Origin of the sequence: Burkholderia sp. Bp8994 (assembly GCF_003853805.1) — a bacterium.
Classification (GTDB): Bacteria; Pseudomonadota; Gammaproteobacteria; order Burkholderiales; family Burkholderiaceae; genus Burkholderia.
Window position 1 is genome coordinate 74,074 of sequence record NZ_QTQH01000023.1, and the last position, 23,734, is coordinate 97,807.

Genomic DNA, 23,734 nt, shown 5'->3' on the forward strand with positions numbered 1-23,734 from the left:
ATCCGCCCGCGAATGTATTCAATGCGGTGTTCAGTGTGCGGCCCATTCGATCGTCGACAGATCGATGCCTTCCTGGTGCATTTCCCAGAGCGGCGACAGTTCGCGCAGCTTCGCGATCTTGCTGTTCAGCAGGTTGATCACGAAGTCGACGTCCTGCTCCGTCGTGAAGCGGCCGACCGTGAAGCGGATCGAGCTGTGCGCGAGTTCGTCGTTGCGGCCGAGTGCACGCAGCACGTACGACGGCTCCAGCGACGCCGACGTGCAAGCCGAGCCCGACGACACCGCGACGTCCTTGATCGCCATGATCAGCGACTCGCCTTCGACGAAGTTGAAGCTGATGTTCAGGTTGTGCGGGACACGGTGCTCCATGTCGCCGTTCACGTACGTTTCCTCGATCTGCGACAGGCCGCGCAGCAGCTTGTCGCGCAGCATGCGGATGCGCTCGTTCTCGGTCGCCATTTCTTCACGCGCGATGCGGAACGCTTCGCCCATGCCGACGATCTGGTGCGTCGCCAGCGTGCCAGAACGCATGCCGCGCTCGTGGCCGCCGCCGTGCATCTGCGCTTCGATGCGCACGCGCGGCTTGCGACGCACGTACAGCGCGCCGATGCCCTTCGGGCCGTAGGTCTTGTGCGCCGAGAACGACATCAGGTCGACCTTCAGCTTCGCGAGGTCGATCTCGACCTTGCCGGTCGACTGTGCGGCGTCCACGTGGAACACGATGCCCTTCTCGCGGCAGATCTCGCCGATCGTCTCGATGTCCTGGATCACGCCGATCTCGTTGTTCACGTGCATCACGGATACGAGGATCGTGTCCGGGCGCAGCGCGGCCTTGAACACGTCGAGGTCGATCAGGCCGTCTTCCTTCACGTCGAGATAGGTGACTTCGAAGCCGTCGCGCTCGAGCTCGCGGCAGGTGTCGAGCACGGCCTTGTGCTCGGTCTTCACCGTGACGATGTGCTTGCCCTTGCCCTTGTAGAAGTTCGCGGCACCCTTGATCGCAAGGTTGTCCGATTCCGTTGCGCCGGACGTCCAGATGATCTCGCGCGGATCCGCGTTCACGAGCGCAGCCACCTGTTCGCGCGCTTCCTCGACCGCGCGCTCGGCATCCCAGCCGTACGCGTGGCTGCGCGATGCCGGGTTGCCGAACTGCTCGCGCAGGTACGGCACCATCTTGTCGACCACGCGCGGGTCGACCGGCGTCGTCGCGCTGTAATCCATGTAGATGGGCAGGTGGAGAGTCTCTTGGGTCATCTGTCGCTCCGGGTATTCTGTGCAGGGACTATGTGCGTTATGGGGTGTGCGGCGCGTTCGCGCTCACGAACTCGCGATGTTGAACACCGAATTGGGACCGAGCGGCATCGTGCGCACCGGTTCGGCCGGCGCCGCGGCGGGCTCCGGCGCGCGCCGGTCGCGCAGCACCGCGGGCGCACCCTCGCGTGCGCGCTGCTGATCGACGAGATCCTGCAGCGATACCGAATCGAGGTATTCGACCATTTTCTGGTTCAGGGTCGACCACAGCTCGTGCGTCATGCAATGGCCGTCGGGCTGCTTCGAGCCGTCGCACGTGCCTTTGCCGCCGCACTGCGTGGCGTCGAGCGGTTCATCGACCGCGATGATGATGTCGGCGACGGTGACGTCCTGCGCGCGACGCGCGAGGTTGTAGCCGCCGCCCGGGCCGCGCACGGATTCGACGATTTCATGCCTGCGCAGCTTGCCGAACAGCTGTTCGAGATACGAGAGCGAAATCCGCTGGCGCTGGCTGATGCCTGCAAGCGTCACCGGGCCCTGCTCCTGGCGCAGTGCCAAGTCAATCATCGCCGTGACGGCGAAACGGCCTTTGGTGGTGAGTCTCATGGTGTCTAGGGGACTGCAATCTTGACGATTTTGGTCAAGTATAAATATTTGACGTTTTTAGTCAAGTATCCATGTCTTCGACAGGGTATTCGCAGACCGCTGAATACCCCACGATCAGCGTGCGGTACCGCTCCGGAGGGTGTCCAGCAGGCCCGCGCACGCGCGCTCGACCTGGTCGAGCACCTGTTCGAAGCCCTGCGCGCCGCCGAAATAAGGATCGTCCACTTCGGTCCCGGCCGCGCCCGGCGCGAATTCCATCAGGAGGCGCACCTTGTCGCGATGCCCGGGCGGGCAGCGCCGCCGCAATTCCGCGAGATTGGCTTCGTCCATCGCCAGCAGCAGGTCGAACCGCTCGAAATCCGCCGCGCTCACCTGCCGCGCCCGCAGCGCCGACAGGTCGTAGCCGCGGGTGCGGGCCGCCGCCTGCGCGCGCGTGTCGGGCGGCTCGCCGACGTGCCAGTCGCCGGTACCGGCCGAATCGACCTCGATCCGGTCGGCCAGCCCGGCCGCGTCCACCTGGTGGCGCATCACGCCTTCTGCAGTGGGCGAACGGCAGATATTGCCGAGACAGACGAAACAGATCGCAACGCGGGTCATCGCACTATCGGAAAGCCGCGGCGAGCCGCGCGGGAGAACAACGCGCCATTATACAAAGGCGCCCGGAATCGCGCCGCCGCGCAAAGCGACGGCGGCGTGCCTTACAGCGCCTTGGGTGCGGCGAGCACGACGTCGCCGGATGCGGCCGGCAACGGTGTCGCCGCGTCGTCGACCAGACCGAACGACACCGCGCGCGCGAGCTCGGCCGATGCCTGGTGAACGGCGATCGGTCCACTCGCCGGCGCGTCGGCCATCGCGTGCAGATAAGCGGCCGCGGCGAGCGGAACGACGATTGCCAGCGGCCAGTACATCGATATTGTCTTTTTCATGATGCGGCTCCTTGACCTCATGCCCCGAAACCCGATTCCGGGGACTACAGGCAGGATTCTATAGACCGCACCTATCAAGATAAATACATGAATAGCGAACGCACTGTTGCCACCCGATGAACAGTCGTCAGCCCAGGTGGCTTTGCGAGGCCGCGTACAGTTCGCGGAACGTCCGGCCGGTCGGCGTCGGCATGTCGCGCGTGTCCATCCAGCCACCCATCATCGGCAGGCGCCGCAGCGTGCCGCCGTTGCCGCCCAGCCGCTCGAGGATCCGTACCGCGAGCTTGGTCGTCAGCGCGTAAAGGAGCGGCCGGCGCGCGACAAAGCCCCACGCGGCGAGCGCGGCGCGCTCGCGCCACGGCCGCAGGTGCCGCTCGACCTGTTTCTCGCGCAGCGTGCGCAGCAGGTGCGACAGCGGGATTCCGGCCGGGCACACGCTGTCGCATTCGCCGCACAGCGTCGCGGCCTGCGGCAGGTCGAGCGCACGGTCGATCCCGACGTAGCTCGGCGTCAATACCGACCCCATCGGGCCCGGATAGACCCATCCGTACGCGTGCCCGCCGACCTTCTGGTACACCGGGCAATGGTTCATGCACGCGCCGCAGCGGATGCAGCGCAGCATCTCCTGGAATTCGCCGCCGATCAGGCCCGTGCGGCCGCCGTCGACGAGCACCACGTAGTTGTGTTCCGGGCCGTCCTCGTCGCCGGGGCCGCGCGGCCCGGTCAGCACCGAGAAGTAGTTCGAGGTCTTCTGGCCGGTCGCCGAACGCGGCAGCAGACGCATCGCGGTCGCGAGATCCTCGAGCGTCGGCAGCACCTTCTCGATGCCCGTCACCGCGACATGCACGCGCGGCATCACCGTGCACATCCCTTCGTTGCCTTCGTTCGTGACGAGCGCAACCGACCCCGTCTCGGCGATCACGAAGTTGCCGCCCGTCACGCCCATGTCGGCCGACAGGAAATGCGGGCGCAGCACCTCGCGCGCCTCGCGCGTCATGTCCGGAATCTCGGTCAGCCGCTCGCGGTGGTGCGTGCGCGCGAACAGGTCGGCGATCTCGTCCTTGTCCTTGTGCACGACGGGCGCGATGATGTGGCTCGGCGGCTCGTTGTCGTTGATCTGCAGGATGTATTCACCGAGGTCCGTCTCGATCGACTGCACGCCCATCTCGGCAAGCACCGCGTTCAGGCGCATTTCCTCGGACACCATCGACTTCGTCTTGATGACCTTCTTCACGTCGTGGCGCCGCGCGATGTCGGCGACGAGCCGCGCGGCGTCCGCGGTCGTTTCCGCGAACAGCACCGTCGTGCCGCGCCGCGTCGCTTCGCGCTCGAACGCCTCGAGCCACACGTCGAGGTTCTCCAGCGCACGGTTGCGGCGCGCCTTCAGCGCGGCGCGCGTCGCCTGGAAGTCGATCGCGGTCATCGCATCGGCGCGCGCGGACACGAACTTCGTCGACAGCTTCTTCAGGTTCTGCTGCAGGCGCTGGTCGGCCAGCTTCTGGCCGGCGCGCGCCTTGAAATGCATCGATTGAACTTGCATCGCGGTATCGAGGAAAAGTAAGCGGGAACCGGGCGTCAGACGTCGCCCGCCAGCACCTGCGCGACGTGCAGCACGCGGGTGTCGCGGTCGCCCGTGCGGCGCAACCGCCCTTCGATGTTCAGCATGCAGCCGAGATCGCCGAGCACGACGGCGCCCGCACCGGACGCGCGCACGTTCGCGCACTTTTCGTCCGCGATGGCCGCCGAAATGTCGCCGTACTTGACCGCGAACGTGCCGCCGAAGCCGCAGCAGTGCTCGCAGTCCTTCATCTCGGTGACGGCCACGCCGCGCTGCGCGAGCAGCGCGCGCGGCTGCGCCTTCACGCCGAGCTCGCGCAGGCCCGAGCATGAGTCGTGATAGGTGACGGGCCCCGTGAATTCGCCGGGGGCGAGCGTCACCTTCGCGACGTTCGCGAGGAAATCGGTCAGTTCGTAGACTTTCTGCTGGAATCGCGCATAGCGCCCCATCAGTTCGGGGTCGTCGCGGAACAGGTCGCCGTAGTGCGCGCGGATCATGCCGCCACACGAGCCCGACGGCGCGACGACGTAATCGAACTGCTCGAACTCGCGCAGCGTCTTTTCGGCGAGATCCCGTGCGAGCGCGCGGTCGCCCGAGTTGTAGGCCGGCTGGCCGCAGCAGGTTTGCGCGGGCGGCACGAACACCTCGTAGCCGGCTTCGCGAATCAGTTTCAGCGCGGAAAAGCCGATTTCCGGACGCATCAGGTCGACCAGGCAGGTCACGAACAAACCGACTCGCATACGCGCTCCTTCGAGAAAACGGCTCTCATTATCCGCCGTTTGGCCGGCAAGACCAACGCCGGCGCGCGCGCAAGTGCGCGATGCCGGAAACGAGGACTTCCTCGAACGGCGTTCGCTTTTTTCACGATACGAGATACAATCGACGCAACACCGCTTGACGCGTCAACCGATTCTCCCCCGACATGAGCCAACCCACCCCGGATTCCAAAACGTCGATCCAGGTGATCGAACGCATGATGCGGCTGCTGGACGCGCTCGCCGCGCACAGCGACCCCGTCAGCCTGAAAGAGCTTGCGCAGCGCACGGAGCTGCATCCGTCGACCGCACACCGCATCCTCAACGACATGGTGACCTGCCGCCTCGTCGACCGCTCCGATCCCGGCACCTACCGGCTCGGCATGCGGCTGCTCGAACTCGGCAACCTCGTGAAGGCGCGCCTGTCGGTACGCGACGCTGCGCTGATGCCGATGCGCGAATTGCATCGCCTGACCGGCCAGACCGTGAACCTGTCGGTGCGTCAGGGCGACGAAATCGTCTATATCGAGCGCGCGTATTCCGAGCGCTCGGGGATGCAGGTCGTCCGCGCAATCGGCGGCCGCGCGCCGCTGCATCTGACGTCGGTCGGCAAGCTGTTTCTCGCGGTCGACGAAACCTCGCGCGTGCGCGCCTATGCGACGCGCACCGGGCTGTCCGGCCATACGCAGAACAGCATCACCGACATCGCGAAGCTCGAGCGCGAGCTGACACTCGTGCGCCAGCAATCGTGCGCGCGGGACAACGAGGAACTGGAGCTGGGCGTGCGCTGCATCGCGGCCGGCATCTACGACGACTCGGGCAAGCTCGTCGCGGGCCTGTCGCTGTCGGCCCCGGCGGACCGCCTGCAGGACGCGTGGCTCGGCCAGCTGAGCCGCACCGCGCTGACCATCTCGGAATCGCTCGGCTACCGGCCCGCGCCCACGAAGGATGCCGAAGGGCTGCAACGGCACGCGTGAGCCGCGCCGCCCGCCGCATGGCGCCAGATGAAAAAAAGCCCCGCATCGCGGGGCTTTTTCTTTGCGGCGATCGGCACGGCGCGAACCGCCGTGACACGCTCAGGTGCCGCCGTTCGCCGTATTGGCGGCCGTCAGGCGCTCGCCGCCGCCGGCGTCGAGCCAGTTGCGCAGGCGTGCCGCGTCGGCGAAGCGCGAATACTTGCCGAACGAATCCAGCAGCACCATCACCATCGGCCGGCCATGGATCGTCGCCTGCATCACGAGGCATTCGCCCGCCTCGTTGATGAAACCCGTCTTCTGCAGACCGATGTCCCACGAGCCGTTGCCGCGGATCAGCGCGTTCGTGCTGTTGTAGACCAGGTTGCGCTTGCCCGTATTGACGTCGTACGTGCGGTCGGTCGAGAACTGTCGGATCATCGGGTACTGGTACGCCGCGTTGACCATCTTCACGAGGTCGCGTGCGCTCGACACATTCGAGCTCGACAGGCCCGTCGAATTCTCGAAGTGGGTGTCGTTCATGCCCAGCGACTTCGCCTTCGCGTTCATCGCGGCGATGAACGCCGGACGGCCGCCCGGGTAGTAGCGCGACAGCGCGGCGGCCGCGCGGTTTTCCGACGCCATCAGCGCGATGTGCAGCATGTCCTCGCGCGACAGCACCGAGCCGACCGACAGGCGCGAACCCGTGCCCTTCTCGTAGTCGCGGTCTTCGTCGGTGACTTCGATCTGGTCGGTCATCGGTGACTTCGAGTCGAGCACGACCATCGCCGTCATCAGCTTCGAGATCGATGCGATCGGCACGACGGCGAGCGAATTCTTGTCGAACAGCGGCTCGCCGGTGTTCTGGTCGACGACGTACGCGACGCTCGAGCGCAGCGCGAGCGCGTCCGGCGTGTCGTGCAGGCCGAATGCCTGGCCGACCGTCGGGCGACGCGGCTGGAACGCGACCTTGCGCACCGCGCCGCGATGGCCGTGCACGTTCGACGCGAGCGTCGCGCGCTTGCGCGATGCCTTCGGCGCATCGGCCGACGCGACGTTGGCGGATTTCGCGGAGGCGGCCTTCACCGTCCGCTTCTTTTCCGAAGAAGTGGAAGCGGCTTTCTTGGCGGCCTGGTGGGTCTTCGCAGTGGCGGCAAAGGCGTCAGCGGGCGCGACGGACGCGGCGGTCGCCAGCAAGGCGACGGCGACCGACACAGCCGTGCCGAGCGTCATGCTCTGCAACAATCTGCGCGGTGAAAACGATTCGGCTTTCATTGGGGTCTGGACAAAGCGGGCGGGGTTTCCGCAAGTGTAGTTAAAGCTGAAAAAAAGAGCAATATTAGGCACTTACCGATCGTCGTTAAACCGGAATGTAAGGGTCGACCAACGATGACTCGATCAACCCTCGCGCTCCCATCGAAAAAATTCATGGGATGCGCCGCCCGACAGTACCCGTCTCCCGAATTACCACGCGGTTAATTGAGATAACGTCACTTTGGCGACGAATTAAAGCGGGGAAAGTACGTATCCGGCGTTCGGTGTACCAGGCACCGGTCTTGACCGCGGCGGCGGCACATCGCCACGGCATGCGCATCGCGAAACGGCGCGCTTTTCGACAGGAACAGAAGCATAACGTTCCACATGCCTGTCAGGTTTACCTGTGCATGATCACGGTGCGGCGCGCCTGCCCCGGCCAAGTGCGCACCATGTGGGAACACGTCTGAAACCGATTCCGAACCGGCCGCGATAACCCGTTGTTTTATCGATAATTTGTCGTGATTGTGCAATGCACAAAAAGTGCTTGACAAGACTTTTCTCTGCCCTAAAATATGACTCATTGCTGCGTTGCACAAAGCACGCGGCGCCGAGGTTCCCCATCGTAGTGCCCTTTATCCCTGCGATCGACGTGATCGCTTTTCAGGAGCTTGACATGTCCTTGCTGACCCCCGAGCAAATCGCCGCCGCACAGAAAGCCAACCTCGAAAGCCTGTTCGGTCTGACGACCAAGGCGTTCGAAGGCGTCGAAAAGCTGATCGAACTCAACCTGCAGGTCGTGAAGTCGACGCTGACCGAAAGCCAGGAAAACGCGCAGCGCCTGCTGTCGGTGAAGGACGCACAGGAACTGATCGCGCTGCAAGCGAGCCTGTCGCAGCCGGTCGCGGAAAAGGTGCTGTCGTACAGCCGTCACCTGTATGAAATCGCGTCGTCGACGCAAGCCGAGTTCGCGAAGGTTGCCGAAGCGCAATTCGAAGAGCAGAACAAGAAGGTCCAGGCACTCGTCGACAACGTCGCGAAGAACGCTCCGGCCGGTTCGGAAACGGCTGTCGCCGCACTGAAGTCGGCACTGAACGCTGCGAACACGACGTACGAAACGGTCCAGAAGGCTGCCAAGCAAGCCGTCGAGATCGCCGAAACGAACTTCAACGCGGCTGCCGCTGTCGCGACGAAGGCTGCGAGCGCTGCTGCATCGCGCCGTTCGAGCAAGCCGGCCGCGTAAGCGTCCCCTGCTCCTGACAAAGCCGCGCACTGCGCGGCTTTTTTGTTTCCAGCGACGGAACATCCGGGCATCCCGGTGGCGCTGGTGCGATGGCGCAGCACGGACCGGGCACTGCCGTCGGCCGCGGGCAAAAGAAAACGCCGCCGTCCGGGTATCCCGGGCGGCGGCGTTTTTCGTGGCCGGCGCGAGGCCGGCCGAGCCGATCGCGTTACTTCTTGCGTTGCGGCGGCAGGTCCGTACAGACGCCTTCGTACAGTTCCGCGGCCATGCCGACCGATTCGCCGAGCGTCGGGTGCGGATGGATCGTCTTGCCGATATCTTCCGCGTCCGCGCCCATCTCGACGGCGAGACACACTTCGCTGATCAGGTCGCCCGCGTTCAGGCCGACGATCCCGCCGCCGATCACGCGATGGGTTTCCTCGTCGAAGATCAGTTTCGTGAAGCCTTCGTCGCGGCCGTTCGCGATCGCGCGGCCCGATGCGGCCCACGGGAACACGGCCTTGCCGTACTTGATGCCTTCGGCCTTGCACTGGTCTTCCGTCTTGCCGGCCCACGCCACTTCCGGATCGGTGTACGCCACCGACGGGATCTGCAGCGCGTCGAAGTACGCCTTTTCGCCGTGCGCGGCTTCCGCTGCGACGTGGCCTTCATGCACGGCCTTGTGCGCGAGCATCGGCTGGCCAACGATGTCGCCGATCGCGAAGATGTGCGGGACGTTCGTGCGCATCTGCTTGTCGACGTCGATGAAGCCGCGGTCGGTGACCGCGACGCCTGCCTTGTCGGCACCGATCTTCTTGCCGTTCGGGCTGCGGCCCACCGCCACCAGCACGAGGTCGTAGCGCTGCGCTTCCGCCGGCGCCTTCTCGCCCTCGAACTTCACGTAGATGCCGTCTTCCTTCGCTTCCGCGCCGACCGTCTTGGTCTTCAGCATCACGTTGCCGAAGCGCTTCGCGTTGTACTTTTCCCAGACCTTCACGAGATCGCGGTCCGCGCCCATCATCAGGCCGTCCATCATTTCGACGACGTCGATCTCGGCGCCGAGCGTCGCATACACCGTCGCCATTTCGAGGCCGATGATGCCGCCGCCGATCACGAGCATGCGCTTGGGCAGCTGGCGCAGTTCGAGGGCGCCCGTCGAATCGACGACGCGCGGGTCTTCCGGCATGAACGGCAGCTTCACGGCCTGCGAGCCGGCGGCGATGATTGCCTGCTTGAACTTGACGACCTTCTTGCCGTTCTCGCCCTGCACTTCCATGTGATACGGATCGACGAACGCGCCGACGCCGGTGACCACTTCGACCTTGCGCGCCTTCGCCATGCCGGCGAGGCCCGTCGTCAGCTTCTTGACGACGCCGCCCTTGAAGTCGCGCAGCTTGTCGAGATCGACTTCCGGCTTGCCGAACGAGATGCCGTGCGACGCGAGCGCCGCGGCTTCGTCGATGACGAGCGCCGTGTGCAGCAGCGCCTTCGACGGGATGCAGCCGACGTTCAGGCAGACGCCGCCGAGCGTCGAGTAACGTTCGACGAGCACCGTCTTCATGCCGAGGTCGGCTGCGCGGAATGCGGCCGAGTAGCCGCCGGGGCCGGCACCGAGCACGAGCATGTCGCATTCGATGTCGGCGGAGCCGCTGTAGCTGCCGGCTTGCGGAGCGACGGCCGGGGCGGCGGCGGGCGCGGCGGCCGGAGCCGGTGCTGCGGCCTTTGCGGGTTCGGCTGCTTTCGCGGGCGCGGCTGCGCCTGCCGCTGCTTCGACGATGGCGATCACGGTGCCTTGCGAGACTTTCTCGCCGGCCTTGACCTTGACTTCCTTGACCGTGCCGGCGACGTCGCTGGGCACTTCCATGGAGGCTTTGTCCGATTCGAGCGTGATGAGCGTCTGCTCTTTTTCGATCACGTCGCCCGGCTTCACGTTGACTTCGATGACATCGACGCCGCTGAAATCGCCGATATCCGGAACCTTGACTTCGATGAGACTCATTACTGTCCCCTTCTTGATTAGCTGCAGACAGAGGGGGAGAAACCCGCAAGAACCGACTACGGCCTGACAAAAGAACGCGAACCTGGGCAGGACCACCTTTGCCGTCCGCCCAAGGACGCGCCTTTCTTTTGGTTACTTTTCTTTGGAAGACGACCCGAAGGTAGTCCCTGTGGGACAAAGAAAAGTGACCGCCGCCCCGCGCAGGGGCGACGCTAGCAGACCATTAGCGAAACAGGTTCAACGACAGGGCGAGGATCACAGACATCAACCCCACGCCCCCGCGAGCCACTCCCACGCTCATCAAAGAATGATGCGACGGAAATCGGCCAGCAACGCGCCGAGATACGCATTGAACCGCGCGGCTTCCGCGCCATCGATGACGCGATGGTCATACGACAGCGACAGCGGCAGCGTGAGCCGAGGCACGAACTGCTTGCCGTCCCACACCGGCTTCATCTGCCCGCGCGACAACCCGAGGATCGCGACTTCCGGGGCGTTGATGATCGGCGTGAAGTTGGTGCCGCCGATCCCGCCGAGCGACGAGATCGAGAAGCAGCCGCCCTGCATCTGGTCCGGCTTCAGCTTGCCGTCGCGCGCGGCCTTCGACAGCTCGGCCATTTCCTTCGCGATGTCGACGAGGCCCTTCTTGTCCGCGTCGCGGATCACCGGCACGACGAGGCCGTTCGGCGTGTCAGCGGCAAAACCGACGTGGTAGTACTGCTTGAACACCAGGTTGTCGCCGTCGAGGCTCGCGTTGAAGGTCGGGAACTTCTTCAGCGCGGCGACGACCGCCTTGATCACGAACGCGAGCATCGTGAACTTCACGCCCGCCTTCTCGTGCTCCTTGTTCAGCTGCACGCGCAGCGCTTCGAGCTCGGTGATGTCCGCTTCGTCGTTGTTCGTGACGTGCGGGATCATCACCCAGTTGCGATGCAGGTTCGCGCCCGAGATCTTCTTGATGCGCGACAGCGGCTTCGCCTCGAACGGGCCGAACTTCGAGAAGTCGACCTTCGGCCACGGCAGCAGGTTCAGCTCGCCGCCGCCTGCCGGCGCGGCTGCCGCGGCCGGTGCCGCGCGCTGGCCCGTCATCACGCCCTTCACGAAGCCGGTGATGTCGTCCTTAGTGATGCGGCCCTTCGGACCGGTACCCTGAACGCGTGCGACTTCCACGCCGAGCTCGCGCGCGAACTTGCGCACGGACGGCGATGCGTGGCTCGCGCGGTACTCGCCCGACGTTGCGGCGGCCGGCGCGGCAGCAGCCGGAGCCGGTGCAGCCTTCGCGGGTGCCGGTGCGGCGGCGGGTGCCGGCGCGGCAGCGGCCGGAGCCGGCGCGCTCGCCTGCGGCGCGGCGGCAGGCGCGCCGCCAGCGGCGTCGAGCAGCACGATCAGCGTGCCTTCGGACACCGAATCGCCCACCTTGACCTTGATTTCCTTCACGACGCCTGCGGCCGGGCTCGGCACGTCCATCGTCGCCTTGTCGGACTCGAGCGTGACGAGCGATTGCTCCTTCTCGACCGTGTCGCCGACCTTCACGCCGATCTCGATCACCGGGACGTCCTTGTAGTCGCCGATGTCCGGCACCTTCACCTCGAGCGTGCCGCCCGACGTGGCCGGCGCGGCAGCCGGCGCTGCCGCAGCCGGCGCGGGTGCGGGCGCTGCCGCCGGAGCCGGTGCGGCTGCCGGCGCGGCCGCACCGTTCACCTGCGCCGCGGCGCCGCCTTCGAGCAGGACGATCAGCGAGCCTTCCGACACGGAATCGCCCACCTTGATCTTCACTTCCTTGACCGTGCCGGCTGCCGGGCTCGGGACGTCCATCGTCGCCTTGTCCGACTCGAGCGTGACGAGCGACTGCTCGGGCTCGACCGTGTCGCCCACCTTCACGAGCACCTCGATGACGGGCACGTCCTTGTAATCGCCGATATCCGGCACCTTCACTTCGATCGCTTGACTCATCTTTTTGTGTCTCCATGGCCGCGCGCGCCCCTCCCGGAAGCGGCGCGCGGCATCACACGGCGCGTGTGCGTTAAACGGTCATCGGGTTGGGCTTGGACGGATCGAGGTTGTACTTGGCAATCGCGTCCGCGACCACCTTGCGCTCGATCGTGCCTTCGTCGGCCAGCGCGTTCAGCGCGGCGACGGTGACCCAGTGACGGTCGACTTCGAAGAAGTGACGCAGCTTCTCGCGGGTGTCCGAACGACCGAAGCCGTCCGTGCCCAGCACGACGAAGCGGCGGTCGATCTGGCCGCGGATCTGGTCGACCAGCGCGCGCACGTAGTCGGTCGACGCGATGACCGGACCCTGCGTGTCCTTCAGGCACTTCTGCACGTGCGACAGGCGACGCTCCTCGGTCGGATGGAGCAGGTTCCAGCGCTCGATCTCGTGGCCTTCACGCGCGAGTTCGGTGAAGCTCGGCACGCTCCACAGGTCGGCCGCGACGCCCCAGTCGTTCTTCAGCAGGTCGGCGGCAGCGATCACTTCGTTGAAGATCGTGCCCGCGCCGAGCAATTGCACGCGCGGCGCCTTCGCGTCCGCGTCGGCCTTCTTGAACGCGTACATGCCCTTGATGATGTCGGCCGCTACGTGCTCGCCCTGCGGAATCGCCGGGTGCTCGTAGTTCTCGTTCATCACCGTGATGTAGTAGTACACGTCTTCCTGCTCCTGCACCATGCGGCGCAGGCCGTCCTGGACGATCACCGCGAGTTCGTAGCCGAACGTCGGGTCGTAGCTGATGCAGTTCGGCACCGATGCGGCCCACAGGAGCGAGTGACCGTCTTCGTGCTGCAGGCCTTCGCCGTTCAGCGTCGTGCGGCCCGCGGTACCGCCGAGCAGGAAGCCGCGCGAGCGCATGTCGCCCGCCGCCCATGCCAGGTCGCCGATCCGCTGGAAGCCGAACATCGAATAGAAGATGTAGAACGGCACCATGATCTCGCCGTGCGTCGAATACGACGTCGCTGCCGCGATCCAGTCGCACATGCCGCCCGCTTCGTTGATGCCTTCCTGCAGGATCTGGCCGGTTTCCGATTCCTTGTAGAACATCAGCTGGTCGGAATCTTCCGGCACGTACTTCTGGCCTTCCTGGTTCCAGATACCGATCTGGCGGAACAGGCCTTCCATGCCGAACGTACGCGATTCGTCCGGGACGATCGGCACGACGCGCTTGCCGAGCGCCTTGTCCTTCAGCAGGATGTTCAGGATCCGCACGAACGCCATCGTCGTCGAGATCTCGCGGCCTTCGCCCGTGCCCTTCAGCAGCGGCTCGAATGCGTCGAGCGCCGGCACCGGCAGCGACGTCGCCTTCTCGCGGCGATGCGGCAGGTAGCCGCCGAGGTCCATGCGCTTCTGGCGCATGTATTCGAGCTCCTTCGAGCCTTCCTCGAACTTCAGGTACGGCACGTCGGCGATCTGCTCGTCGGTGATCGGCAGGCGGAACTGGTCACGGAACTTCTTCAGTTGCTCGACCGGCAGCTTCTTCTGCTGGTGCGTGATGTTCATCGCCTGGCCCGACTCGCCCATCCCGTAGCCCTTGATGGTCTTCGCGAGGATGACGGTCGGCGCGCCCTTCGTGTTGGTCGCTTCGTGGAACGCCGCGTAGATCTTGTGCGGATCGTGGCCGCCGCGGTTCAGCGCCCAGATGTCGTCGTCCGACCAGTCGGCGACGAGCGCCTTCAGTTCAGGCGTGTTGAAGAAGTGTTCGCGTACGAACGCGCCCGACTCCGACTTGTACGTCTGGTATTCGCCGTCGACGACTTCCATCATGCGGCGCATCAGCGCGCCCGTCTTGTCGCGGGCGAACAGCGCATCCCAGCGGCTGCCCCAGATGACCTTGATCACGTTCCAGCCGGCGCCGCGGAATTCCGATTCCAGTTCCTGGATGATCTTGCCGTTGCCGCGCACCGGGCCGTCGAGACGCTGCAGGTTGCAGTTGATCACGAACACGAGGTTGTCGAGCTTCTCGCGGCTCGCCATGCCGATCGCGCCGAGCGATTCCGGCTCGTCCGTCTCGCCGTCGCCGAGGAACGCCCAGACCTTGCGGCCGGCGGTCTTCGCGATGCCGCGCGATTCCAGGTACTTCATGAAGCGTGCCTGGTAGATCGCCATGATCGGGCCGAGACCCATCGACACCGTCGGGAACTGCCAGAAGTCCGGCATCAGCCACGGGTGCGGGTACGACGAGATGCCCTTGCCGTCGACTTCCTGGCGGAAGTTGTCGAGCTGCTCTTCCGACAGGCGGCCGAGCAGGAACGCGCGCGAGTACACGCCCGGCGACGAGTGGCCCTGCACGAACACGAGATCGCCGCCGTGCTGGTCGGACGCCGCGTGCCAGAAGTGGTTGTAGCCGACGTCGTAGAGCGTCGCGGCCGATGCGAACGACGCGATGTGGCCGCCGACGTTCGTGTCCTTGCCGGCGCGCAGCACCATCGCCAGCGCGTTCCAGCGCGTGTACGAACGGATGCGGTGCTCGAGGTCCTGGTCGCCCGGAATCTTCGCCTGGGCTTCGACCGGGATCGTGTTGATGTACGGGGTGTTGGCGGAGAACGGCAGGTGTTCGCCGTGCATGCGGGCGAACTCGATCTGCTTTTCGATCAGGTAATGCGCGCGGCCGGTGCCCACCGACGAGATCACGCCGTCGAGCGACTCGAGCCATTCAACGGTTTCTTGCGGGTCGTCGTCACGTTCGGCGGCGACATATTTCATCACTTCGTTCGGTACAGCGGACATTCTCGTCTCCTGGGTCCTGGAATGTGAGGATCGCTCTCGTGCAGACGACGCGGCGCGGCCTGCGGGCAAGCTCCGACGGATTGTAATGAGCGTCGCCGGCCCCGCGCAACAGAATTTTCGAATTATGAGATCTTTTCTCGTAATGCGGAATATTGCTGCGCTGCACCCTTGCGGCGGGCCTCTGCGGCACGCGCCGCGGGCATAAATCCGTTTCCGTTCAACATATCCGGTATAGGTTTTCCATGTATTGCGCTGCGCTACAATCCTGCCATGTTGACCGATCGGCTTTTCGCACGCTCGGCGCGACCGTCGGGCCCGCCGGCGGAGTCGCAGCCGTCCCGCTGGCACCACGGACCGTGGTGGTCCAATTCCTATTTGCTGACGCCGCTGCTGTCGATCCTCGTGTTCCTCGTGGTGATGAGCCTCATTCTATGGAGCCTCAATCGCCGCGAACAGCAGCAGCAGGAAGACACCCTGTTCCGTAACGTCGCGTGGGCGCAGCAGCAGATCCGCCTGTCGATGACGGGCGCGCAGGAGCAACTGCAGGCGCTGTCGCGCGATCTCGCGTCCGGCCGCCTCGACCAGAACGCATTCCAGATGGCCGTCGCGGACGTGATGCAGACGCATCCGGAAATCCTCTATCTGAACTGGTACACCGCGCCCGGCGTGCAGCGCTGGCCGACCGTGCATCCTCCGCTGCTCGGCCAGCGGCTCGCGAAACCCGGCGACGCGCAGATGCAGGACGCCGTGCGCGGCGCGTACGACGAAGCGCGCAGCACGCGCCGCCAGGCCTATTCGCCGCTGATCTACGACGACTTCGGCAACGGCTTCATCACGCTGCAGACGCCCGTGATGCGCGGCGACCGCGAATATCTCGGCTCGCTCGCCGCGGTGTTCTCGGTCGAAGGGATCCTGAAGCACGACATCCCGCAGGAGCTGTCGTCGAAGTACAAGATCTCGATCACCGACTCGAACAACCGCGAGCTGTCGTCCACGTCGACGCGCCCGCGCCTGCCGCGCGACTCCCACTACGACCTGCCGCTCGACCCGCCCGGCCAGGGGCTGACCGTGCGCGTGTACGCGTTCCCGCAGCTCACGAACCTGACCAACAACACGCTCGTGTGGCTCGTGGCCGGCCTGTCGTGCTTCGTGCTGTGGAGCCTCTGGAGCCTGTGGAAGCACACGCGCCAACGCTTCGAGGCACAGCAGGCGCTGTACGCTGAGGCGTTCTTCCGCCGCGCGATGGAGAATTCGGTGCTGATCGGCATGCGCGTGCTCGACATGCACGGCCGCATCACGCACGTGAACCCCGCGTTCTGCCGGATGACGGGCTGGGACGAAACCGACCTCGTCGGCAAGGTCGCACCGTTCCCCTACTGGCCGCGCGACTCGTATCCCGAAATGCAGCGCCAGCTCGACATGACGCTGCGCGGCAAAGCACCGAGCTCGGGCTTCGAACTGCGCGTGCGGCGCAAGAACGGCACGCTGTTCCATGCGCGCCTCTACGTTTCGCCGCTGATCGACAGCTCGGGCCGCCAGACCGGCTGGATGTCGTCGATGACCGACATCACCGAGCCGAAGCGCGCGCGCGAGGAACTCGCGGCCGCGCACGAGCGCTTCACGACGGTGCTCGAAAGCCTCGACGCCGCGGTATCGGTGCTGGCCGCCGACGAAGCCGAGCTGCTGTTCGCGAACCGCTACTACCGCCACCTGTTCGGGATCCGCCCGGACGGCCACCTCGAGCTGTCGGGCGGCGGCTTCGACCGCGCGCAGGCGTCGTCCGACTCGATCGACATGGTCGATGCGTTCGCCGGCCTGCCGGCCGCCGCGCTGACGAGCAGCACGGCAGACGCGCAGGAGGTGTACGTCGAGAGCATCCAGAAGTGGTTCGAGGTGCGCCGCCAGTACATCCAGTGGGTGGACGGCCACCTCGCGCAGATGCAGATCGCGACCGACATCACGACCCGCAAGAAGGCGCAGGAACTCGCGCACCAGCAGGAAGAGAAGCTGCAGTTCACGAGCCGATTGATGACGATGGGTGAAATGGCGTCGTCGATTGCGCACGAATTGAATCAGCCGCTTGCCGCGATCAACAACTATTGCTCGGGCACGCTCGCGCTCGTGAAAAGCGGCCGCGGCACGCCCGAGACGCTGCAGCCCGCGCTGGAAAAGACCGCGCAGCAGGCGCTGCGCGCGGGGATGATCGTCAAGCGGATCCGCGAATTCGTGAAGCGCAGCGAGCCGAAGCGCCAGCCGGCGCGGGTCGCGGACATCGTCGCCGACGCAGTCGGGCTCGCCGAAATCGAGGCCAGGAAGCGCAGGATCCGGATCGTCACGGAAATCCTCGCAAGAATGCCTATTATTTATGTCGACCCCGTGCTGATCGAGCAGGTGCTCGTGAACCTGATGAAGAACGCGGCCGAGGCGATGGCCGACGTGAAGCCGGCGTCGGCGGACGGCGTGATCCGCGTCGTCGCCGACATCGACGCGGGTTTCGTCGACGTCCGCGTGATCGACCAGGGTCCGGGCGTCGACGAAGCGACCGCCGAACGCCTGTTCGAACCGTTTTACAGCACCAAGTCCGACGGCATGGGCATGGGGCTGAACATCTGCCGTTCGATCATCGAATCGCATCGGGGGCGTCTGTGGGTGGTCAACAATGTCGAACCGGACGGCCGCATTTCCGGCGCGACATTCCACTGCAGCCTGCCCATTGGGGAACCCGCTGATCTCGGCCAAGGGGGGCGCGAGGCATCGGCATCACATACCGTTACGGGAGAACTATGAATAGCCCTGTCACCACCACTCAGGAAACTGTCTTCGTCGTCGACGACGACGAGGCCGTACGGGACTCGCTGCGCTGGCTGCTGGAGGCGAACGGCTATCGCGTGCAATGTTTCTCGAGCGCCGAGCAGTTCCTCGATGCGTACCAGCCGGCGCAGCAGGCCGGCCAGATCGCCTGCCTGATCCTCGACGTGCGGATGTCAGGCATGAGCGGCCTCGAGCTGCAGGAGCGCCTGATCGCCGACAACGCCGCGCTGCCGATCATCTTCGTCACGGGCCACGGCGACGTGCCGATGGCCGTGTCGACGATGAAAAAGGGTGCGATGGACTTTATCGAGAAACCGTTCGACGAGGCCGAGCTGCGCAAGCTCGTCGAGCGGATGCTCGACAAGGCCCGAAGCGAAAGCAAGAGCGTCCAGGAACAGCGCGCCGCGAGCGAGCGCCTGTCGAAGCTGACCGCGCGCGAGCAGCAGGTGCTCGAGCGGATCATCGCCGGCCGCCTGAACAAGCAGATCGCCGACGATCTCGGGATCAGCATCAAGACGGTCGAAGCGCACCGCGCGAACATCATGGAAAAGCTCAACGTCAACACGGTCGCCGATCTGCTGCGCCTCGCGCTGTCGAAGAAGCAGGCCTGAACGTTGCGCGCGGCCGCCGGGCGCCTGCCCGGCCGGCCGCACCGCCGCGCCGCGCGATGCGGCCCACTCGCGCGGCACGGCACGGCGCCGCCTCCCGGGGCGCCGGCACCGCCGCCATGACGCTTTCCTTGTATTCGCTGTCGGACGACGGCAGGCGACCGGTATAATTCCGTGTTTTGCTGCGGCGTTTCGCGCGCCGTACGCCCGCATTCCAACTTCCCGGCAGGACCACCACCATGACAGCCCTCCTCATCGACGGCAACGCCCTCTCGAAGACCTTGCGCGCGCAGGCCGCCGAACGCGCCGCCGCCCTGACCGCACGCGGCCACCAGCCCGGCCTCGCGGTGATCCTCGTCGGCGCCAACCCGGCGAGCGAAGTCTACGTGCGCAACAAGATCAAGGCGTGCGAGGACAACGGCTTCTTCTCGCTGAAGGATGCGTACCCCGACACGCTGTCGGAAGCCGACCTGCTCGCGCGCATCGACGAACTGAACCGCGACCCGAAGATCCACGGCATCCTGGTCCAGCTGCCGCTGCCCGCGCACATCGATAGCCACAAGGTGATCGAGGCGATCGCGCCGGAGAAGGACGTCGACGGTTTCCACGTCGCGAACGCCGGCGCACTGATGACGGGCAAGCCGCTGTTCCGCCCGTGCACGCCGTACGGCGTGATGAAGATGTTCGAAGCGCACGGCATCCCGCTGCAAGGCGCCAACGCCGTCGTGATCGGCCGCTCGAACATCGTCGGCAAGCCGATGGCGATGCTGCTGCTCGAAGCCGGCGCGACCGTGACGATCTGCCACAGCAAGACGCGCGACCTCGCCGCGCACACGCGCCAGGCCGACGTCGTGGTCGCCGCGGTCGGCAAGCGCAACATCCTGACGGCCGACATGGTCAAGCCGGGTGCGACGGTGATCGACGTCGGCATGAACCGCGACGACGCGGGCAAGCTGTGCGGCGACGTCGACTTCGCCGGCGTGAAGGAAGTCGCCGGCCACATCACGCCGGTGCCGGGCGGCGTCGGCCCGATGACCATCACGATGCTGCTGATCAACACGATCGAAGCCGCCGAGCGCGCCGCCGCGGCCGCCTGAGCGCCTTCGACCCTCTCGCCCGTCCAGCCGGCGCGCATGCGTGCGCCGGCGTCCCGCCGGCCGCCCGCCGCGGCCGCGTCAGCGCCCTGCCACACTGCCGCGCTCCGCTTCATTCCGCCCCTTTCGACCCTTTCCGGCTCCGCGTCGCGCTCCGTCAATCGCCTCGTTAGAAACTAACGATTGGAAAGCGCGCGTTGCGCCCCAATAATGTCGATATCGGGCGCCGCCGCATCGCGCCTCACCCTTTTCACCCCGGTTCATCCGGCAACAGACAGGGAGTCTTAATGTCCGCCAGCGCCAATACCAATCCGCTCCTCGATTTCTCCGGCCTGCCCCGCTTCGGCGAGATTCGTCCGGAACACGTGACGCCCGCGCTCGACACGCTGCTCGATGCCGCCAACCGCGCGGTCGACACGGCGAGCGCACCCGCGACGCCGGCGACCTGGGCCGCGATCGTCGAGACGGTCGAGCAGGCGACGGAGCCGCTCGGGCGCGCATGGGGCGTCGTCGGCCACCTGAACGCGGTCGCCGATACGCCGGAGCTGCGCGCCGCGTACGGCGAAAACCTGCCGCGCGTGACCGAATTCTGGTCGAGCGTCGGCCAGAACCTCGCGCTGTACGAGAAGTACAAGGCGATCGCCGCGAGCGCCGAATACGCGACGCTGTCCGCCGAGCGCAAGAAGATCCTCGACAACGCCCTGCGCGATTTCCGCCTGTCGGGCGCCGAGCTGCCCGAGGATCAGAAGCCGCGTTTCGCGGAATTGCAGGAGCAGCAGGCCGCGCTGTCGAAGGCATTCTCCGACCACGTGCTCGACGCGACCAACGCGTATGCGTATTTCGCGCAGGACGAGGCCGAGCTGGCCGGCCTGCCGGGCGATGCGATCGAAGCGGCCCGCGAGGCCGCGCAGAAGGAAGGCAAGGAAGGCTGGAAGTTCACGCTGCACTTTCCGTCCTACTTCCCGGTGCTGCAGTACGCCGAGAACCGTGCGATGCGCGAGACGCTGTACCGCGCGTATGCGACGCGCGCGTCCGAACTCGGGCCGCAATACGGCGGCGGCAAGGCCGAGTGGGACAACACGGCGATCGTCGCGGACGAGCTTAAGCTGCGCCGCGAAGAGGCGCAGATGCTCGGCTACCGCAACTTCGCCGAAGTATCGCTCGCGCCGAAGATGGCCGAATCGCCGCAACAGGTGATCGCGTTCCTCGAGGATCTCGCGACGCGCGCGCGTCCGCACGCGGACAAGGACTGGGACGAACTGCGCGCGTTCGCCGCGAAGGAACTCGGCCTGACCGAGCTCGCTCCGTGGGACGTCGCGTTCGCGGCCGAGCGGCTGCGTCAGCAGCGCTACGCGTTCTCGGAAAACGAGGTCAAGCAGTACTTCCCGGAACCGGCCGTGCTGAAGGGCCTGTTCAACGTCACCGAAACGCTGTTCGGCGTGCGGATCAAGCCGGACGACGCACCGGTGTGGCACAAGGACGTGCGCTTCTTCCGCGTGGAGAACCGCGACGGCTCGCTCGTCGCGCAGTTCTATCTCGACCTGTACGCACGCGAAGGCAAGCGCGGCGGCGCGTGGATGGACGATGCGCGTGCGCGCGCCAAGCGCGGCGACACCGTGCAGACGCCGGTCGCGTACCTGACCTGCAACTTCTCGGCACCCGTCGGCGGCAAGCCCGCCTGCTTCACGCATGACGAGGTCATCACGCTGTTCCATGAATTCGGCCACGGGCTGCATCACATGCTCACGCGCGTCGACGAGCTCGGCGTGTCGGGCATCAACGGCGTCGAATGGGATGCGGTCGAGCTGCCGTCGCAGTTCATGGAAAACTTCTGCTGGGAATGGGACGTGCTGTCGTCGATGTCGTCGCACGTCGATACGGGCGCCGCGCTGCCGCGCGAGCTGTTCGACAAGATGATCGCCGCGAAGAACTTCCAGAGCGGCCTCGGCACGCTGCGCCAGATCGTGTTCTCGATGTTCGACATGCTGCTGCACGTCGACTTCGACCCGTCCGGCACGACCGGCGTGAATGCGTTCGCGCGCGAGATCAACGAGCGCTACCACGTGATCCCGCAGGCCGCGTTCTCGCGCTGGCCGAACACGTTCAGCCACATCTTCGCGGGCGGCTATGCGGCCGGCTACTACAGCTACAAGTGGGCCGAGGTGCTGTCGGCCGACGCGTACGCGGCGTTCGAGGAAGCGGCCGCCGCCAGCGGCAGCGTGCTCGACGCGGCGACCGGCACGCGCTATCGCCGCGAAATCCTCGAAGTCGGCGGCAGCCGGCCGGCGATGGATTCGTTCAAGGCGTTCCGCGGCCGCGAGCCGGAAATCGACGCGCTGCTGCGTCACAACGGGATGGCCTCGCCCGCGCACTGAGCGCGCGCTGTCCGGCTTGTCCGGCTGCGTCGAAAGGCACCGCTGCGGCGGTGCCTTTTTTCATGGCGCGGAGGTTTTGTCGTTGGCGGCGTTGTCGGCGTTCGCCTCGTTCGGGTCGTTCGGGTCGTTCGGGTCGTTCGGGTCGATTGCGTCGGTTTCCGCGTTGGCGTTGGCGTTGGCGTTGGCGTTGGCGTTGGCGTTGGCGTTGGCGTTGGCGTTGGCGTTGGCAGCGGCAGCGGCAGCGGCAGCGGCAGCGGCAGCGGCAGCGCCGTCAGTATCAGCCCCCTCGTCCGCATCGTCATCGAACAGCGAAAACTGCCCGTGACGCTCGGCCGTGTCCTCGTCGATGCGCACGCCCACGCCGAGCAACCGCACGGCCTGCGCGCGCCGTTGCAGCCCCTTCGCGAGCAGCGTGACGGCCGTCTGCGCGTTCGTCGCGTCGGCCACGCACTCGACCGTCGTACGCTGGAAATCGGCGAAGCGGATCTTTACGTACAGCTTGCGGATCGTGCGGGCCGCGCCCGCGCGTGCGATGCGCGCGTCGAGCTGCACGACGAGGCGGCGGATCTCGTCCGCGCATTGCTCGAGCGTCGTCAGGTCGGTCACGTAGGTCGTCTCGACGCTGACCGACTTGCGCTCCTGGTCGGCCCGCACCGGCCGCTCGTCGATGCCGCGCGCCAGCTGGTACAGCCGCCGGCCGAACGCACCGAACTCGCGATGCAGGTCGATCAGCGACCAGCCGCGCAACTGCGCGCAGGTCTGGATGCCCAGCCGGTCGAGCCGCGCGGCCGTCACCTGGCCGACGCCGTGCAGCTTGCGCACCGGTAGCGCCGCGACGAACGCATCGACCTCGTGCGGCCGCACGACGAACAGACCGTCGGGCTTGTTCCAGTCGGACGCGATCTTCGCGATGAACTTGTTCGGCGCGACACCCGCCGACACCGTCACGCCGACCGTGTCGTACACGCGCTGGCGAATCTCCCGCGCAATCAGCGTAGCGCTGCCCTGGCACAGCTGCGAACCGCTGACGTCGAGGTACGCCTCGTCGAGCGACAGCGGCTCGACGTCGTGCGTGTAGTCGCGATAGATCGCCATGATCTGCCGCGACGCCGCACGGTATTTGTCCATCGCGGACGGCAGGATCAGCAGGTCCGGACACTTGCGCATCGCGAGCGCCGACGACATCGCGGAATGCACGCCGTAGCGCCGCGCCTCGTAGTTGCAGGTCGCGATCACGCCGCGCTGGTCGGGCCGGCCGCCGACGGCGAGCGGCCGGTTGCGCAGCGACGGGTCGTCGCGCATCTCGACCGACGCGTAAAAGCAGTCGCAGTCGCAGTGGATGATCTTGCGCACGCGCGACGGCGCGTCGCCGGGCGGCGACCCGCGCGGATCGGCAGGCGGGATGATGGTCGGATTCACGGTGCCGATACTGTACAAAAACACAGTGGCCGTTTCAACTGTCGCGTGCTGCCGCGTTCGGCCGACGGCCGACGCCCGGCGCAGCCGGAACGCCTCGGATCGCCTCCACCCGCTCGCCGGCCACCCCCGACCGGCAATGCCGTACCGGTCCGCTTCGCGCGGATCGTACCGCCGCGCGCCCGG

The 23,734-nt window shown here is 66.1% G+C and carries 17 protein-coding genes; 6 read left to right on the forward strand and 11 right to left on the reverse strand.

Going from position 1 to position 23,734, the window contains the following annotated elements:
• Positions 1–30: 30 nt before the first annotated feature.
• The 6 genes from DIE04_RS24220 to DIE04_RS24245 form a co-directional block, all read right to left on the reverse strand.
• On the reverse strand, positions 31–1,254 hold the full coding sequence (locus tag DIE04_RS24220; RefSeq protein ID WP_044848191.1) for an IscS subfamily cysteine desulfurase: 1,224 nt from the start codon (positions 1,252–1,254) through the stop codon (positions 31–33).
• Positions 1,255–1,317: 63 nt separating this feature from the next.
• Positions 1,318–1,857 (reverse strand): Fe-S cluster assembly transcriptional regulator IscR, encoded by a 540-nt coding sequence (gene iscR, locus DIE04_RS24225; protein WP_006760276.1) that lies wholly within the window; start codon positions 1,855–1,857, stop codon positions 1,318–1,320.
• Between the two features lie 114 nt (positions 1,858–1,971).
• Positions 1,972–2,454 (reverse strand): low molecular weight protein-tyrosine-phosphatase, encoded by a 483-nt coding sequence (locus DIE04_RS24230; protein ID WP_124522154.1) that lies wholly within the window; start codon positions 2,452–2,454, stop codon positions 1,972–1,974.
• Positions 2,455–2,555: 101 nt separating this feature from the next.
• Positions 2,556–2,783 carry a hypothetical protein gene (locus DIE04_RS24235; protein ID WP_124488312.1) on the reverse strand — a complete coding sequence of 76 codons (228 nt, stop codon included), beginning with the start codon at positions 2,781–2,783 and terminating at the stop codon, positions 2,556–2,558.
• Between the two features lie 127 nt (positions 2,784–2,910).
• Positions 2,911–4,323 (reverse strand): lactate utilization protein B, encoded by a 1,413-nt coding sequence (locus DIE04_RS24240; RefSeq protein WP_044848194.1) that lies wholly within the window; start codon positions 4,321–4,323, stop codon positions 2,911–2,913.
• Positions 4,324–4,358: 35 nt separating this feature from the next.
• Entirely contained in the window at positions 4,359–5,081 is a 723-nt protein-coding gene (locus tag DIE04_RS24245; protein ID WP_044848195.1) for a (Fe-S)-binding protein, read from the reverse strand.
• Between the two features lie 182 nt (positions 5,082–5,263).
• Between DIE04_RS24245 and DIE04_RS24250 the strand changes: the two genes are divergently transcribed.
• Positions 5,264–6,073 carry an IclR family transcriptional regulator gene (locus DIE04_RS24250; protein WP_124488314.1) on the forward strand — a complete coding sequence of 270 codons (810 nt, stop codon included), beginning with the start codon at positions 5,264–5,266 and terminating at the stop codon, positions 6,071–6,073.
• A gap of 99 nt (positions 6,074–6,172) precedes the next feature.
• Here DIE04_RS24250 and pbpG read toward each other — a convergent pair whose 3' ends face one another.
• A complete protein-coding gene (pbpG, locus tag DIE04_RS24255; RefSeq protein ID WP_044848196.1) occupies positions 6,173–7,324 on the reverse strand; it encodes a D-alanyl-D-alanine endopeptidase in 1,152 nt (383 codons plus the stop codon).
• 655 nt (positions 7,325–7,979) lie between these two features.
• Here pbpG and DIE04_RS24260 point away from each other — a divergent pair.
• Complete coding sequence (locus tag DIE04_RS24260; RefSeq protein ID WP_044848197.1) at positions 7,980–8,546, forward strand: phasin family protein; 567 nt, start codon at positions 7,980–7,982, stop codon at positions 8,544–8,546.
• A 208-nt stretch (positions 8,547–8,754) separates the two neighbouring features.
• Here DIE04_RS24260 and lpdA read toward each other — a convergent pair whose 3' ends face one another.
• The 3 genes from lpdA to aceE form a co-directional block, all read right to left on the reverse strand.
• Positions 8,755–10,524: a dihydrolipoyl dehydrogenase gene (gene lpdA / locus DIE04_RS24265; protein ID WP_124488315.1), complete on the reverse strand. Its 1,770-nt coding sequence runs from the start codon at positions 10,522–10,524 to the stop codon at positions 8,755–8,757.
• Positions 10,525–10,824: 300 nt separating this feature from the next.
• Positions 10,825–12,477: a dihydrolipoyllysine-residue acetyltransferase gene (aceF, locus tag DIE04_RS24270; RefSeq protein ID WP_124488316.1), complete on the reverse strand. Its 1,653-nt coding sequence runs from the start codon at positions 12,475–12,477 to the stop codon at positions 10,825–10,827.
• 70 nt (positions 12,478–12,547) lie between these two features.
• On the reverse strand, positions 12,548–15,244 hold the full coding sequence (aceE, locus tag DIE04_RS24275; protein WP_044849249.1) for a pyruvate dehydrogenase (acetyl-transferring), homodimeric type: 2,697 nt from the start codon (positions 15,242–15,244) through the stop codon (positions 12,548–12,550).
• Positions 15,245–15,514: 270 nt separating this feature from the next.
• On the opposite strand from aceE, the gene fixL reads away from it, so the two are divergent.
• The 4 genes from fixL to DIE04_RS24295 all read left to right on the forward strand — a co-directional run bounded on the left by fixL (position 15,515) and on the right by DIE04_RS24295 (position 22,132).
• Positions 15,515–18,031 (forward strand): oxygen sensor histidine kinase FixL, encoded by a 2,517-nt coding sequence (fixL, locus tag DIE04_RS24280; RefSeq protein WP_124522156.1) that lies wholly within the window; start codon positions 15,515–15,517, stop codon positions 18,029–18,031.
• Positions 18,028–18,666: an oxygen response regulator transcription factor FixJ gene (gene fixJ / locus DIE04_RS24285; protein WP_006493245.1), complete on the forward strand. Its 639-nt coding sequence runs from the start codon at positions 18,028–18,030 to the stop codon at positions 18,664–18,666. Before fixL ends, fixJ begins: the two co-directional genes overlap by 4 nt.
• A gap of 236 nt (positions 18,667–18,902) precedes the next feature.
• On the forward strand, positions 18,903–19,760 hold the full coding sequence (gene folD / locus DIE04_RS24290; protein ID WP_124522157.1) for a bifunctional methylenetetrahydrofolate dehydrogenase/methenyltetrahydrofolate cyclohydrolase FolD: 858 nt from the start codon (positions 18,903–18,905) through the stop codon (positions 19,758–19,760).
• A 284-nt stretch (positions 19,761–20,044) separates the two neighbouring features.
• The gene (locus tag DIE04_RS24295; RefSeq protein WP_124522159.1) at positions 20,045–22,132 is read left to right on the forward strand and encodes a M3 family metallopeptidase; all 2,088 of its coding nucleotides are present in this window, start codon (positions 20,045–20,047) and stop codon (positions 22,130–22,132) included.
• Between the two features lie 60 nt (positions 22,133–22,192).
• Here the strand turns inward: DIE04_RS24295 and dinB are convergent, their stop codons facing one another.
• Positions 22,193–23,575, reverse strand: coding sequence for a DNA polymerase IV (gene dinB, locus DIE04_RS24300; RefSeq protein ID WP_124522846.1), 1,383 nt, complete (start codon positions 23,573–23,575; stop codon positions 22,193–22,195).
• Between the last annotated feature and the right edge of the window lie 159 nt (positions 23,576–23,734).

Bases quoted from the DNA above. Each gene is read 5' to 3' on its own strand.
- DIE04_RS24220 (WP_044848191.1), bottom strand. From the start codon at position 1,254: ATGACCCAAGAGACTCTCCACCTGCCCATCTACATGGATTACAGCGCG.
- iscR (WP_006760276.1), bottom strand. From the start codon at position 1,857: ATGAGACTCACCACCAAAGGCCGTTTCGCCGTCACGGCGATGATTGAC.
- DIE04_RS24230 (WP_124522154.1), bottom strand. From the start codon at position 2,454: ATGACCCGCGTTGCGATCTGTTTCGTCTGTCTCGGCAATATCTGCCGT.
- DIE04_RS24235 (WP_124488312.1), bottom strand. From the start codon at position 2,783: ATGAAAAAGACAATATCGATGTACTGGCCGCTGGCAATCGTCGTTCCG.
- DIE04_RS24240 (WP_044848194.1), bottom strand. From the start codon at position 4,323: ATGCAAGTTCAATCGATGCATTTCAAGGCGCGCGCCGGCCAGAAGCTG.
- DIE04_RS24245 (WP_044848195.1), bottom strand. From the start codon at position 5,081: ATGCGAGTCGGTTTGTTCGTGACCTGCCTGGTCGACCTGATGCGTCCG.
- DIE04_RS24250 (WP_124488314.1), top strand. From the start codon at position 5,264: ATGAGCCAACCCACCCCGGATTCCAAAACGTCGATCCAGGTGATCGAA.
- pbpG (WP_044848196.1), bottom strand. From the start codon at position 7,324: ATGAAAGCCGAATCGTTTTCACCGCGCAGATTGTTGCAGAGCATGACG.
- DIE04_RS24260 (WP_044848197.1), top strand. From the start codon at position 7,980: ATGTCCTTGCTGACCCCCGAGCAAATCGCCGCCGCACAGAAAGCCAAC.
- lpdA (WP_124488315.1), bottom strand. From the start codon at position 10,524: ATGAGTCTCATCGAAGTCAAGGTTCCGGATATCGGCGATTTCAGCGGC.
- aceF (WP_124488316.1), bottom strand. From the start codon at position 12,477: ATGAGTCAAGCGATCGAAGTGAAGGTGCCGGATATCGGCGATTACAAG.
- aceE (WP_044849249.1), bottom strand. From the start codon at position 15,244: ATGTCCGCTGTACCGAACGAAGTGATGAAATATGTCGCCGCCGAACGT.
- fixL (WP_124522156.1), top strand. From the start codon at position 15,515: ATGTTGACCGATCGGCTTTTCGCACGCTCGGCGCGACCGTCGGGCCCG.
- fixJ (WP_006493245.1), top strand. From the start codon at position 18,028: ATGAATAGCCCTGTCACCACCACTCAGGAAACTGTCTTCGTCGTCGAC.
- folD (WP_124522157.1), top strand. From the start codon at position 18,903: ATGACAGCCCTCCTCATCGACGGCAACGCCCTCTCGAAGACCTTGCGC.
- DIE04_RS24295 (WP_124522159.1), top strand. From the start codon at position 20,045: ATGTCCGCCAGCGCCAATACCAATCCGCTCCTCGATTTCTCCGGCCTG.